This is a genomic window from Polaromonas sp. P1_G2, from assembly GCF_056405515.1.
The window spans coordinates 1-14281 of the sequence record NZ_JBFUBY010000086.1 but is presented as its reverse complement, the minus strand read 5'-3'; the positions used below and the strand labels follow the sequence as shown (position 1 = coordinate 14281).

Sequence of the window (14281 nt, the reverse complement as noted above, 5' to 3'; positions counted from 1 at the left end):
CCTGGTGCTTACGGGCAAGTCGGCCCAGTACCGGGGCGGCGGCCAGCCCGAGGGCCTGCCGGCGGGCACCACCTTGCATGCGGACTTGCCGGCCTTCGCCGATTTCCTGCTGGAACGCGGCGCGCGGCCGCTGCCGGTGGCCATCTGAACATCGCGCGTTCCGCGGAAAACCGCTTGCCGCCCCTTACAACCTGACCCGATAGCCGGAAGCTCCCACATGCCCTTTATCCGCTCCGTCCTGCACCTTCTGTGGATGTCCGTCACCATCATTCCGTGGGCCACCTTCGTGGTCATCGCGTCGCTCTTCGTCAGCAGCACCACCATGTACTGGATGTGCGCGGGCTGGCTTCGCGTGGCGGTCAGCGGCGGCACCTTCATCCTCGGCATCAAGAACCGCGTGAGCGGCATGGAAAACCTGCCCACGGGCGAAACCAGCGCCGCGGTGCTGCTGCTCAAGCATCAGAGCACCTGGGAGACCCTGTGCATGCCCACGCTGATGCCGCATCCGCTGGCTTATGTGTTCAAGAAGGAGCTGCTGTATGTGCCCTTCTTCGGCTGGGCGATGGCACGCATGGACATGATCCACATCGACCGCAGCCAGCGTGCCCAGGCCTTCAACAAGGTCGTGATGCAGGGCAAGCGCCTGATGGCGCAGGGCACCTGGGTCATCATGTTTCCCGAAGGAACGCGCATCCCGCGCGGGCAGAAGGGCACTTACAAATCCGGCGGCACGCGCCTTGCGATTGAGACCGGCGCGCCGGTGATCCCGATCGCCGTGACCTCGGCCAAATGCTGGCCGCGCAAGGCCTTCATCAAGAAGCCGGGCATCGTCGACATCTCCATCGGCAAGCCCATCCCCAGCGCGGGCCGGCAGCCGGACGAACTGATGCGCGAAGTGGAAGCCTGGATCGAATCGGAAATGCACCGGCTTGATCCCGAGGCCTACGCGCCCGCGGTGTCGAATACCTGAGCGGTGCCTGCGCTTATATCGCGCCGCGCTAAACTGACATGATRCAACGGCTTCTCCAGTTCACGCTCGACCTGTTTGACGCCCATCCCGCGCCGCCGGTCCGCAGCGCGGGCCCGAAAACCGGCAAACCCCCGGCCAAGCCGCGCGCCCCCAAACCGGTGGCTCCCGTCCCGCGGCCGGAGCCGGCCGCCGAGGCCGAGTTCATCGGGCCGCAGCTTCCCGCCCAAAGCCTGCAACAGGCCCTGGCCCCGGCCACCTTCCGCCACCCGCGCGCCACGCGCGAGTCTGTGCTGGACGGCATCCTGGTGGCCTACGAATTCCGGCGCAGCAAACGCAAGACCATCGGTTTTTCAGCCGGCGCCGACGGCCTCACGGTGAGCGCGCCCAAATGGGTGCCGCTCTATGAAATCGACAAGGCCGTGCTTGAAAAGTCCGGCTGGATACTCGCCAAGCTGCAGGAGACCCGTGAGCGCCACGAACGCATGGAATCCGCGCGCATAGACTGGAAGGACGGCACCACCCTGCCTTTCCTGGGCGACCAGGTCATCGTGGTGATAGACCCTCGGCATGCCTTCGGCGGCATAGGTGCTGAACTCAAGACCCACACGCCCAACACGCCCGAGGTGCTGCTGCAGGGCGCGGACGGCGCGGCCAACGACACGCTGCCCGGCGTGGCGCAGCTGACCTTGCACGTGGGCCTGCCCCACCACGCGTCGGCCGAGCAGATCCGCGACACCGTGCAGGCCTGGCTGATGCGCCAGGCCAAGCGCATCTTCATCGAGCGGCTCAACCATTTCGCGCCGCAACTCGGCGTGCAATGGCACAAGCTCAGCCTGTCCAGTGCCGGCACGCGCTGGGGCAGCGCCAGTGCCGACGGTTCCATCCGGCTGAACTGGCGGCTGGTCCATTTCAGGCAGTCGGTGATCGACTATGTGGTGGTGCATGAACTGAGCCACCTGCGCGTGATGGACCACAGCCCGCGCTTCTGGGACACGGTGCGCACCATCGTGCCCGACTACGCCGAATTGCGCGGCCAACTCAAAGACGAAGCGATTCCGCGCTGGTAGATAGCGGAGTGCGCATGCCGCAGAGACTGTGCGGGGCCAAACCTTGGCCTTTGGGGGATCATCGATAACAAAGTAGTACATGTCAGCGTTACTTGGTAATATGACAAAAATATCAAAAATGCCAGAACCCCCAGGGAATTGATGTCGTACTTCTCAAGCACCTCCATGAACGACAAGCTCATACTCGTAGTTGAAGACAATCCCGACCACCTGGAGTTGACCGTCTTGACTCTGGAGGAGCAGGGCGTCACCGCCGAGATCGCGGTGGCCCGCGATGGCGTGCAGGCGCTGGACTATCTCTTCGGGCAGGGCAGTCACGCGGGGCGCGACACGCAGCGGCAGCCCTCGTTCATCCTGCTGGACATGAAGCTGCCCAAGCTGTCGGGGCTGGATGTGCTGCGCAGCGTGCGCGGCAACCCGCTCACGGCCCTGGTGCCGGTGGTCATGCTGACGTCTTCCAGCGAGCGCTCCGACATCGTGGCCTGCTACCAGGCCGGCGCCAACGGTTTTGTCCGCAAGCCCGTGGATTTCGGAGACCTCACGGAAAAACTCCAGCGGCTCCAGGCCTATTGGCTGGATGTCAATGAATCCATCGCGGCCGGTTGAGATTCCTGCGATGCAGGGCGCCCGCGCGGCTTTGGCGGGCTCCTGAGAGATGGCCGCGATGAAGGTTCAGATCACGCTGCGGACCCGCCTCGTCATTCTGGTGCTGGCCGCGATCGTTCCGCTGTTCGGCCTGTCCATCTTCAAGGCCTTCTACAACGCCGATGTCGCCGTCGAGCGGGCCATGACCGACCTGCAGTTCGCGGCCTCGCTGGCAGCCTCCAACCAGCAGCAGCTGGCCGAGACGGCGCGCCAGGTGCTCACGGCCGTTGTCCATGCGCCCGAGTTGCTGAGCGACGAGGCCGGCAAAACCGTCAAAGGCGGCAGGGGCGGGCGCTGCGACGCCTACCTGGTGGAGCTGAACCGGCAGTTCCCGCTGTACGCCAACCTGGGCATTGTGGGCATGGATGGCCGGGCGCTGTGCAACGGGATTCCCAATTCGACGCTGAACTACCTGGGTGACCGCGCGTATTTCCGCGAAGCCGTGGCCCGCCGCAGCTTCGTGACCGGCGAATACATCGTGGGCCGCGCCACGGGCATACCCTCCATCACCTTCGCGCTGCCCCTGCTGGACCGAGAGGGGCACGTCCTGGTGGTGGCCTATGCGTCGGTGGACCTGGCCGAAATGGCCAAGTCGGCGCTGGGCATCGAATTGCCGCCCGGCGCCGCGCTCGGCATCCACGACCGCAACGGCGTGCTGCTGACGGGAAAACCGGCCCTGCCTATCCGCATCGGCCAGAAGGCCGCCAGCCCGGTGCTGCGCGAGGCGGTCAAGGGCATGCGGACCGGCACGGCCGACGGCCCGGACGGCGCGGGCATGCGGAGGCTGTGGGCCTACATGCCCAGCAGCAGCAACCCGGGCGAGGCGTTTTTTGTGGCGGTCAGCCTGGACCAYAACCTCGTGGTGGGCGCCTCCCAGCGCCAGCTGTGGCTGGAACTGGGCGTGCTGTCCTCGCTGGCCTTCCTGAGCGGCCTGCTCGCCTGGATGATGGGCGGGCGCGCTATCGTGCGCCCCACGCGCAACATCCTGGAGGCGACCCGGCGCATCGAGGACGGGCGGCTGGACGTGCGCATCCCGGTCAGCCCGTCCGATGACGGCGGGGAGTTCTCCCGGATCTCCGCCGRCTTCAACCGCATGGCCGAATCGCTGCAGAAGCACCGCGGCGCCCTGGAGGCGGAACTGGCGAACAGCGAAGCCATCCAGCGCAGGCTGCAGGATGCCCAGCGGCTGGGGCGCATAGGGTATTGGCAGCTCGACGTCCGCACCGAAAAGACCTGGTGGTCCGACGAGGTCTATGACTTGCTCGGCGTGGACAAGGAGGTGTTCGCCGCCAGCCGCGAAGCCTTCCTGCAGCTCATCCACCCCGGCGACCGCCGGGACTTCAAGGCCAGGCGCGACGCCGCCGTCGAGGGCGGCCTGCCGCTGGACGTCGAGTTCCGCGTCATCACGGCGGCCGGCGAGGTGCGCTGGATCCACCTGATGGGCCGCGCCCATGATCGGCAGGACGGCCAGCCGGGGCATGAGCCGCGACGCTCCGGCGTGCTCCAGGAGATCACCGACCGCAAGCAGGCGGAACTGGAAATTGCCCGCGGCACCGAGTTGCTGAACCGCACCGGCGAGCTCGCCAAAATCGGCGGGTGGGAAGTCCAGGTCGACACCATGACGCCCTACTGGTCCCAGGAAATCTACCGCATCCATGACCTGGAGCCCGGGGCCAGGCTGAGCATAGGGCATGCGATCCGTTCTTATGCGCCGGAAGCGCAGCCTGTCGTCAGGGCCGCGGCTGAAGCCGCCTTCCTTCACGGCACGCCATGGGACCTGGAGCTGCCGCTCATCACCGAGAAGGGCCGGCGCATCTGGGTGCGCACGCGGGGCCGTGYGCTGCAGCGGGACGGCAAGGTCGTGAGCCTGGTCGGCGTGCTGCAGGACATCACCGAGCAGCACCAGGCCCAGGAGCACCTGCGCCTGCTGGAGTCCTGCGTCTCCCGCCTCAACGACATCGTGCTGATCACCGAGGCCGGGCCGATCGACGCGCCCGGCCCGCGCATCGTCTTCGTCAACGACGCCTTCGAGCGCCGCACCGGCTACACCCGCGAAGAAGTGCTGGGCCGGACGCCGCGCCTGCTGCAGGGTCCCAACACACAGCGGGCCGAACTCGACCGCATCCGCGCCGCGCTGGAGGCGTGGCAGCCGGTGCGGGCCGAACTGATCAACTACACCAAGGGCGGCGATGAGTTCTGGGTGGACCTCGACATCGTCCCCATCGCCGACGCCAAAGGCCTTTTCACGCACTGGGTGGCGGTGGAGCGCGATGTCACGCAGCGCAAGCGGGCCGAGCAGGCGCTGATGGACAGCGAACAGCGCTACGCGGCCCTGTTTGAAATGGCGCCGGTGCCCATGTGGGTGTTCGACGTCGCCACCAAGCGTTTCCTCAACGTCAACAAGGCGGCGGTGGACAGCTACGGCTACTCGGCGGCCGAGTTCCTGGGCATGACCCTGTTCGACATCCGTCCCGAGGTCGAGCACTCTCGCCTGGAGCGGGCGCTTGAAGACGACTCGGTCGAAAGGAAAGGCGACTGGCAGCACCGCCGAAAGGACGGCTCGGTTTTTTCCGTCCACGCCGTGTCGCGGCCCATCCAGTACGCCGGCGTGCCCGCGCGTTTTGTGCTGGCGATGGACATCACGGCCCAGCGCAAGGCCGAGCGCGACGTGCAGGAGCACCTGTTCACCCTGCAGCGCGCCGCCGACGCCGCGCAGGCCATCACCTGGCACCAGACGCTGGAAGGCACCATGCATGAGGTCGCCGAACAGGCCAGGGGCGTGGTCGGCGCGCACCAGTCCATCGTCAGCCTGACCGTCAGCAACGACTGGAAGCAGGCCATCAACGCGCTCTCGCTGTCCGACAAATACGCGAAATACCGCGACCTCATCGAGCCGCCCGACGGCACCGGCATCTATGCGATGGTCTGCCAGACCAACCGCTCCATGCGCATGACGCAGGCCGAGCTCGAAGCCCATCCGCGCTGGCGCGGTTTCGGCAGCTATGCCGGCGAACACCCCGCCATGCGCGGCTGGCTGGCCGTGCCGCTGACCGGGCGCGACGGCCGCAACATCGGCCTGCTCCAGCTGTCCGACAAGTACGAAGGCGAGTTCACGCAGCAGGATGAATACGTCGCGCTCGAACTGGCGCAGCTGGCCTCCATCGCCATCGAGAACGCCCGCCTGCTCGAGGAAGTCAGCCAGCTCAACACCGGGCTGGAGCAGAAGGTGGCAGAGCGCACGCTGGCGCTGGAGCGCCAGCAGGCCTTGTTCCGCGCGCTGGCCGAACAGGCGCCCCAGGTGGTGTGGACCATCAACCCCGACGGCGCCGCCACCTACTTCAACCGCGCCTGGTTCGACCTGGTCGGCGGCAAGCTTGAGGACTGGACCGGCACGCAGTGGTTCTCCGTCATCCACCCCGAGGACCTTCCCGACGTTCAGGCCACGTGGGTGGCCGCCAAGGCCGCGCAGACGCCCTATATGGGCATACGCCGCGTGCTGGCCCGCGATGGCAGCACCCACACCATGTCCTACCGTGCGTCGCCCGTGCTGGACGAGCAGGGCCAGGTGGCCTTCTGGGTCGGCATAGACGCCGACATCACCGAGATCAAGGCCATCGAAGCCGCCCTGCGGCTGTCCAACCACGAGCTCGAGGCTTTTTCCTATTCGGTGTCGCACGACCTGCGTTCGCCGCTCAACACCGTGGACGGCTTCAGCCGCCTGCTGGCCAAGCAGCTGGGCGCCGACGCCGGCGACAGGGTCACGCACTACCTGTCGCGCATCCAGGCCGGCGTGGCGCAGATGGGCCAGCTGATCGAAGACCTGCTGTCGCTGGCGCAGGTGTCACGCGCGCCCCTGAGCAACAAGACGGTGGACCTGTCGGCGCTGGCGCGCAGCATCATGGACGAGTGGCAGTCGCGCGACCCCGAACGCAAGGCCGTGGTGAGCATCGAAAAAGGGCTGAAGGCCCACGGCGACGCCCGGCTGGTCCGCGTGGTCATGGAAAACCTGCTCGGCAACGCCTGGAAGTTCAGCTCCCACGAGGGCGTGGCCGAGATCACCGTCGGCCATACCCAGGACGCCGCGGGGCTTCCCGTGTACTTCGTGCGCGACAATGGCGCCGGTTTTGACATGGCCTACGCCGACAAGCTCTTCAACCCCTTCCAGCGCCTGCATGCCGCCTCGGAATTTCCCGGCACCGGCATAGGTCTGGCCACCTCCAGCCGGGTCATCAAGCGCCATGGCGGCAGGCTGTGGGCGGAGTCCGCACCCGGCCAGGGCGCGACCTTTTTCTTCACCCTGCCCAAAACGCCGCAGGCGTCCTGATGTGTCCTGATGTGACGCGATGTGTCCTGATCGGGTTTAATTACATGCACAGAAGGATGTTTTCACCTCTTTTCTCGTGTTTTTCCTAGGGCTTTTTAGAACGAATTGATTAAAATGCGAAAAATGCGAAAAACAATCCTTTACGAGACTGACCATGCGTGAACCCAAGTCCTTCGAGGCCGCCATCACCGCTTCGGATTTCTCGAGCGAGGATTACTGCGGCACCAGCTATGMGGCCAAGCTGCTGGGCCTGTCCGTCGCCACCGTGCAATCGCTGGTGGAAAAAGGCGAGATCGAGGCCTGGAAAACGCTGGGCGGCCATCGCCGCATCGCGCTGCAATCCATCAACGCTTACCTTGCCAAGAACAACCCGCAGCTCTCGCGGGCGGACACCGACCCCAAGCACCGCCTGCGCGTGCTGATGGTCGAAGACGACGAGAACACCCGCGAGCTCTACCGCTGCCAGTTCGAGGACTGGGACCTGCCGGTCGACTGCACCTTCATGCCCTCGGCGCTCGAAGCCATGATGGACATCGCAAGCATGCGGCCCGACCTGCTGATCACCGACCTGTCCATGCCCGGGGTCGATGGCATTGAAATGCTCAAGGCCTGCAAGCGCAACCTGCAGCTCTCCGACATGCAGATCGTCGTCATCAGCGGCCTGGCGCCCGAAGCCGTCAAGGCGCGCGGCGGCCTGCCGGCCGAAGCCCACCTGCTGCAAAAGCCGATCAACTTCGACTGGCTGCACGGTTATGTCACGGCTTTGGTCACGGCCAATCGCAAGTGGAGACACTAGCCCCCACGGTGGATGTGGCCCCCACGGTCGCTCACTTCGTGTAGCTCCCTGCCCCCCGAGGGGGCCGCTGCGCCTGCGGCCTGGCAAAGCCAGTTCCGCGGCCCCTGCTGGTGTGGGAGGTGCTATGCCGGGGCGTTGCTAAAGCGGTAGATCCCGTCGGCGCCCAACTGGCGCGTCAGCTTTTCCTGGAACCACAGCGCATGCAGGTGCGCCACGGCTTCGCCCATGGCGAAGGTGGTCTGGTGCAAGTCCAGCTTGCGGGGGAACATGATGGGCAGGATGTCGGCGGCGCTGCAGGGGGCTGCTTCGCAGGCCTGCATGACTTCGGCGAGGCGGTCGCGGTGGTGGTCGTGCAGCTGGCCTATGCGGGTGTGCAGGCCGCGGAATGGTTTTCCGTGTGAGGGCAGCACCAGCGTGTCCTTGTCCAGCGGCAGGAACTTGTCGATGGATTCCAGGAACAGCGTGAGCGCGTTGGACTCGGGCTCCATGTCGTAAACGCTCACGTTGGTGGAGATGCGCGGCAGCACCATGTCGCCGCTGATCAGCGTGTCAAGCTCCTGGCAATGCAGCGCGATGTGCTCGGGCGCGTGGCCGTAGCCGCTGATGCAGCGCCAGTCGCGCCCGCCTATGCGCACCGCCATGCCGTCCATGATGCGCACATAACTTGCCGGCACCGAGGGCACCATGCCTGGGTAGTAGCTGGCCCGGCCACGGATTTTCTCGATGGACTCCGGGTCCACCAGGCCGTGCGAGGCAAAAAAGCGCGCCGCGCTTTCGCCGCCGAAACCCGTGGTGCTCTGCGAGCCGATACGCGCCGAGTGGTAGTCGGTGGCGCTGACCCACAGGCGGCAGGCCCAGCGTTCGCACAACCAGTGGGCCAGGCCGATGTGGTCGGGGTGCATGTGCGTCACGATGACGCGCAGCACCGGCAAGCCTTCGAGCTGCGCCGCAAAAATCGCTTCCCATTGGGCTTTTGATTCCTCGCGGCTGATGCAGCAATCGACGATGGTCCAGCCCTGGAGCTTCGCGCCCGGGCGGTTCGGGTCGTCCATCTCGTCGCGCAGCAGCCACAGGTTGATGTGGTCCAGCGCGAAGGGCAGCGCCATGCGTATCCACTTCACGCCGGGCGCCACCTCCAGCGTCGTGCCCAGCGCCGGAAGGGTGTCACCGAAGGGGTAGTGGAGTTGCTGCTCGAGGAGGTTCATGGCAATATTCGCGGTATATTTGACGTTTACGTAAACGTCATACACAGGCATTGTAGGGACAGCACCCGTTTCGCGCTGTCGCCCGCGTTTGCACAGGGTTTGCACAAGACTTCACACCATGGCCACCACCTACACCATCAGCGACCTGGCAAAAGAATTTGACCTGACCACGCGCGCCATGCGGTTCTATGAAGACATGGGCCTGCTGCAGCCGCAGCGCGAAGGGGCGGGCGGCCGCAACCGCGTCTACACCGCGCGCGACCGCACCCGGCTCAAGCTCACGCTGCGCGCCAAACGCCTGGGGCTGTCGCTGGTGGAGGCCAAGGAAATCATCGACTCCTACGACAGCCCGCGCGACACCGCGCCGCAGCTCAAGAAATTCCTGGCCATCCTGACGGAGCACCGCAAGAAGCTCGAGGCCCAGATGCTCGACCTGCAGGCCAACCTCGACGAAATCCGCACCCACGAAAAAGAAGCCAAGGCCCTGCTCGCCAAAACCGAGAAGGCCAAGGCCGGCAAGCCCTAGSCCCCCGGCCGCTTTGGCCCCAGGCCGCGCCGGGTCAAAGCCGGGCGGTCCGTAAATACGCCATAATTGACGTTTACGTAAACGTCAATCAAAAATCGCGATTCCCCGCAGCTCGTAAAAGGCTCTTTATGGACACTCCCGCCACCCCGACAGCCCTGTTCCAGCGCATCGAAGCCAGCTTTCTGCGCCAGGGCCTGATGCAGCACCTGGGCGCCCGGTTGCTGCGCGTGGAGCCCGGCCTCTGTGAGGTTGCCCTGCCTTATTCGGAGCGCGTCACCCAGCAGCAGGGCGGCTTTCACGGCGGCGCCATGGGCGCGCTGGCCGACATCGCCGGCGGCTACGCGGCACTCACCGTCGCCGCGGAAGACTCCGAAGTCACCACCGTCGAATACAAGATCAACTTCATGGCCGGTTTCAAGGACGGCGAGCTGCGCGCCCTGGGCCGTGTCGCCAAGGCCGGCAAGCGCATCATCGTCACCACCGCCGAGGTCACGCACGTCGCCCCCGGCGGCAAGGAAAGCGCCTGTGCCCTGATGCAGCAGACCCTGGTGCCCGTGCCCAAGACCTACTGACTTATCCAGCCCATCATTCGCTCCCAGAAAGCCCATCATGACCAATATGCCCGGACTCAACTTCATGCTCGGTGAAGACATCGACGCCCTGCGCGACGCGGTGCGCGAATTCGCCCAGGCCGAAATCGCCCCGCGCGCCGCCGAGATCGACCGCAGCGACCAGTTCCCCATGGACCTGTGGCCCAAGATGGGCGCGCTCGGCGTGCTCGGCATCACCGTGGGCGAGGAGTTCGGCGGCGCCAACATGGGCTACCTGGCCCACATGATCGCCATGGAAGAGATCAGCCGCGCCAGCGCCTCGGTCGGCCTGTCCTACGGCGCGCACAGCAACCTCTGTGTCAACCAGATCAAACGCAACGGCAGCGACGAGCAGCGTAAAAAATACCTGCCCAAGCTGATCAGCGGCGAACACGTGGGCGCGCTCGCCATGAGCGAGCCCGGCGCCGGTAGCGACGTCATCAGCATGAAATTGAAAGCCGAGGACAAGGGCGGCTATTACCTGCTCAACGGCAGCAAGATGTGGATCACCAACGGCCCCGACGCCGACACCCTGGTGGTCTACGCCAAGACCGAACCCGAACTCGGCGCGCGCGGCGTCACCGCCTTCCTGATTGAAAAAGGCATGAAGGGCTTTTCCGTCGCGCAAAAGCTCGACAAGCTCGGCATGCGCGGCAGCCACACCGGCGAGCTGGTCTTCAACAACGTCGAAGTGCCGGCCAGCCAGATTCTGGGCGGCCTCAACAGCGGCGCCAAGGTGCTCATGAGCGGCCTCGACTACGAGCGCGCCGTGCTCACCGGCGGCCCGCTGGGCATCATGCAGTCCGTCATGGACAGCGTCGTGCCCTACATCCATGACCGCAAGCAGTTCGGCCAGAGCATCGGCGAGTTCCAGCTGATCCAGGGCAAGGTCGCCGATATGTACACCGTGCTGCAGGCCGGCCGCGCTTTTGCCTACACCGTCGCCAAAAACCTCGACATGCTGGGCACCGACCACGTGCGCCAGGTCCGCAAGGACTGCGCCTCCGTCATCCTCTGGTGCGCCGAAAAAGCCACCTGGATGGCCGGCGAGGGCCTGCAGATCCACGGTGGCAACGGCTACATCAACGACTACCCGCTGGGCCGCCTTTGGCGCGACGCCAAGCTCTATGAAATCGGCGCCGGCACCAGCGAAATCCGCCGCATGCTGATTGGGCGCGAGCTGTTCGCCGAGACCATGTGAGGCCAGTGCCCATGCCGTTGATGCATCAGAAGCTGAAATGGGCCCTTGTGCTCGCGCTTGCCACGCTTCTCGCTGCGTGCGAGAAAGACGAGCCCCTGCCCTACGCGGCAGTGCCGCAAGCCGACGCCACATTCGAATGCGGCGTCCCCGAATCGCTGCGGGGAAAGGCCGTCAACGTCTTTCTGGATGCCTCAAGAGTAGGGGAGGCCTCCGAGGAAGCCATTCTCGCCCTGAAAGGCCGTTTCGCGGCGTACGCCGTCGGCTTGACTTTGCGGGACGGCACAACCGTCAGCATCGACCTTGACGAACCCATGGGTTTTACCGCCAAGGGCCAGGCGCTTCACACGGGCTGTGAGCAGTTCAAGTGGACAAGCATGGGAAACCTCACGCTGTTTGAATACACCCATGGCGCCGGAAATCCTTTTCCCGCCCAGCAGTTGATGTACTCGCACGGCCCAACGCCTGACTTCAAGAGCCTGCGCCCACTTCTCACAGGGGGCACGGCCGCCTTCTATGAACGCGAAGGGGACCGCTGCCTGACCGGACTGGTCCAGGGTGACGGTGAAGTGGGCAGGTGGTGCTACCAGAGCGGCAAGATGCACCAAACCCGGAAGATGCTGACTACGTCGCTCTCTGACGGCAAATACCGCTTTGTCTGTGATTTCTCCGGGGAAGGGCCTTTGTTGATCGACGCATCGATCGTGAAGTCCGGGCCCAACCCCACACCTTCGGATCCGCACAGCGACAAGGAACTCGCCACCATGACGGACAAATGCCTGGCCGAAAAAGCGCTTCTGAAGCCGAAGGGGTTCGATGAAACATGATTTCAGCCGCTTCCCGGGCGGCATCCCCGCAGGCAGGTGAAAATACGCCCATGACCACCTCGCTCCAAGACCTTTTCGCCCACAACCGCGCCTGGGCCGCGCAGATGGAAGCCGAACGGCCCGGCTTCTTCACCAGCCTGGTGAAGCAGCAGACGCCCAAGTACATGTGGATAGGATGCTCCGACAGCCGCGTGCCCGCCAACCAGATCACCGGCCTCGAGCCCGGCGAGGTCTTCGTGCACCGCAACGTCGCCAACATCGTTGTGCATTCCGACCTCAACGCGCTCTCGGCCATCCAGTTCGCCGTCGAGCGCCTCAAGGTCAAGGACATCATGGTCGTCGGCCACTACGGCTGCTCCGGCGTGCAGGCCGCCCTTGAAGGCGCGCGCATCGGCCTGGCCGACAACTGGATACGCCACATCCAGGACGTGCGCCACCGCCATCGCCAGCTGCTCGACAGCCTCCCTGAGGAGGTGCGCGCCCAGGCCCTGTGCGACATCAACGTCATCGAGCAGGTCGTCAACGTCTCGGTCAGCACCGTCATGGTCGACGCCTGGGCGCGCGGCCAGGAGGTCACCGTGCACGGCTGGGCCTTCGGCGTGCACGACGGCCTGCTGCAGGACCTGCAGATGAGCGTCTCCGGCCCGGAAGAGCTCGACAGGCTCTACAGCAAGGCCGTAGACCGCGTCTGGGATGTGTGGATGGCCCGCGTCGGCGGCGGCACGCAGCAGCAGCTGGTCTGAGCGGAAGCCGCCATGTTCCCCCAGCGCCTGGACTCGAGCATCGCCTACGACATCGCCAAGGCGATGATGGACGGCTTCAACCGCCACTACCAGCTGTTCCGCACCGAGTCCGCGCGCGCCAAACACCGCTTTGAAACGGCCGACTGGCACGGCCAGCAGCGCGCCCAGCGCGAGCGCATCGAGTTCTACGACCTGCGCGTGCGCGAGGCCTCCACCCGGCTGGAGCGCGAGTTCAAGGCCGGCGAGCAGCCCATGGACGTCTGGCAGCAGGTCAAGCTCCATTACATCGGCCTGCTGGTCAACCACCACCAACCCGAACTCGCCGAGACCTTCTTCAACTCGGTCACCACCAAGATCCTGCACCGCAGCTACTTCCAGAACGACTTCATCTTCGTGCGCCCGGCCGTCAGCACCGAGTACATCGAGAACGACGAGCTCGCCTCGCAGCCCACCTACCGCGCCTACTACCCCACACGCGACAACATGCGCGAGGTGCTGCTGCAGCTGGTGCGCGACTTCGACCTGCGCCTGCCCTTCGACGACCTCGAGCGCGACGCCGGTTACGTGCTCGAGGCCATCAGCGAGCGCTTCGCCGACGTCAAGCTGCGCGCCAACTTCCAGATCCAGGTGCTGACCAGCCTGTTCTTCCGCAACAAGGGCGCTTACGTCGTTGGCAAGATCATCAACGGCTTCAACGAAGTGCCCTTCGCGCTGCCGGTGCTGCACAACAAGGCCGGAAAACTGGTCATAGACGCGGCCTTGTTCGGCGAAGACGATCTGCTGATCCTCTTCAGCTTCGCGCGCGCCTACTTCATGGTCGACATGGGCATCCCTTCGGCCTATGTGCAGTTTTTGCGCAGCATGATGCCGCACATGCCGCGCGCCGAGATCTACAACGCGCTGGGCCTGGCCAAGCAGGGCAAGACGCTGTTCTACCGCGACTTCCTGTACCACCTGCGGCACTCCACCGACAAGTTCCGCATCGCGCCCGGCATCAAGGGCATGGTCATGCTGGTGTTCGACCTGCCGTCCTTCCCCTACGTCTTCAAGGTCATCAAGGACTACTACCCGCCGCAGAAAGACACCACGCGCGAGCAGATCAAGGGCAAGTACCTGCTGGTCAAGCAGCACGACCGCGTCGGCCGCATGGCCGACACCCAGGAATACAGCGAGGTCGCCTTTCCGCGCGACCGCTTCGACGACGAGCTGATCGCCGAAATCGAAAAGTTCGCGCCCAGCCAGCTCGAGATCAGCGACCGCGACGGCGACGGCCAGACCGAAGTCATCATCAAGCACGTCTACATCGAGCGCCGCATGATCCCGCTCAACATCTACCTGCAGGAAGCCTTCGACGCCGGCGTCAACGAACCCGCTGCCAAGGACCAGATAG

General features: G+C 65.2%; 12 protein-coding genes. 11 read left to right on the top strand and 1 reads right to left on the bottom strand.

What is annotated here, in order from left to right:
- Positions 1–217 precede the first annotated feature (217 nt).
- The 5 genes from AC1D0P_RS11050 (at position 218) to AC1D0P_RS11030 (ending at position 7802) form a co-directional block, all read left to right on the top strand.
- The gene (locus AC1D0P_RS11050; protein ID WP_477676779.1) at positions 218–970 is read left to right on the top strand and encodes a lysophospholipid acyltransferase family protein; all 753 of its coding nucleotides are present in this window, start codon (positions 218–220) and stop codon (positions 968–970) included.
- Between the two features lie 38 nt (positions 971–1008).
- The gene (locus AC1D0P_RS11045; protein ID WP_477676778.1) at positions 1009–2037 is read left to right on the top strand and encodes a M48 family metallopeptidase; all 1029 of its coding nucleotides are present in this window, start codon (positions 1009–1011) and stop codon (positions 2035–2037) included.
- A 165-nt stretch (positions 2038–2202) separates the two neighbouring features.
- Entirely contained in the window at positions 2203–2643 is a 441-nt protein-coding gene (locus AC1D0P_RS11040; protein ID WP_477676777.1) for a response regulator, read from the top strand.
- Between the two features lie 58 nt (positions 2644–2701).
- Positions 2702–7006 carry a PAS domain S-box protein gene (locus tag AC1D0P_RS11035; protein WP_477676776.1) on the top strand — a complete coding sequence of 1435 codons (4305 nt, stop codon included), beginning with the start codon at positions 2702–2704 and terminating at the stop codon, positions 7004–7006.
- 154 nt (positions 7007–7160) lie between these two features.
- Complete coding sequence (locus tag AC1D0P_RS11030; protein WP_477676775.1) at positions 7161–7802, top strand: response regulator; 642 nt, start codon at positions 7161–7163, stop codon at positions 7800–7802.
- A gap of 122 nt (positions 7803–7924) precedes the next feature.
- On the opposite strand, the gene AC1D0P_RS11025 is transcribed toward AC1D0P_RS11030, so the two are convergent.
- Positions 7925–9007: an MBL fold metallo-hydrolase gene (locus AC1D0P_RS11025; RefSeq protein ID WP_477676774.1), complete on the bottom strand. Its 1083-nt coding sequence runs from the start codon at positions 9005–9007 to the stop codon at positions 7925–7927.
- A 118-nt stretch (positions 9008–9125) separates the two neighbouring features.
- Here AC1D0P_RS11025 and AC1D0P_RS11020 point away from each other — a divergent pair, with 118 nt between their 5' ends.
- The 6 genes from AC1D0P_RS11020 to aceK all read left to right on the top strand — a co-directional run.
- Positions 9126–9533: a MerR family transcriptional regulator gene (locus AC1D0P_RS11020; protein ID WP_007867394.1), complete on the top strand. Its 408-nt coding sequence runs from the start codon at positions 9126–9128 to the stop codon at positions 9531–9533.
- A gap of 128 nt (positions 9534–9661) precedes the next feature.
- Entirely contained in the window at positions 9662–10105 is a 444-nt protein-coding gene (locus tag AC1D0P_RS11015; protein ID WP_477676773.1) for a PaaI family thioesterase, read from the top strand.
- Between the two features lie 37 nt (positions 10106–10142).
- Positions 10143–11324: an isovaleryl-CoA dehydrogenase gene (locus AC1D0P_RS11010; RefSeq protein ID WP_477676772.1), complete on the top strand. Its 1182-nt coding sequence runs from the start codon at positions 10143–10145 to the stop codon at positions 11322–11324.
- An 11-nt stretch (positions 11325–11335) separates the two neighbouring features.
- Positions 11336–12148, top strand: coding sequence for a hypothetical protein (locus AC1D0P_RS11005; RefSeq protein ID WP_477676771.1), 813 nt, complete (start codon positions 11336–11338; stop codon positions 12146–12148).
- A gap of 50 nt (positions 12149–12198) precedes the next feature.
- Positions 12199–12891: a carbonate dehydratase gene (gene can / locus AC1D0P_RS11000; RefSeq protein WP_477676770.1), complete on the top strand. Its 693-nt coding sequence runs from the start codon at positions 12199–12201 to the stop codon at positions 12889–12891.
- A 12-nt stretch (positions 12892–12903) separates the two neighbouring features.
- The coding region (aceK, locus tag AC1D0P_RS10995; protein ID WP_477676769.1) for a bifunctional isocitrate dehydrogenase kinase/phosphatase at positions 12904–14281 on the top strand (1378 nt) is incomplete at its 3' end.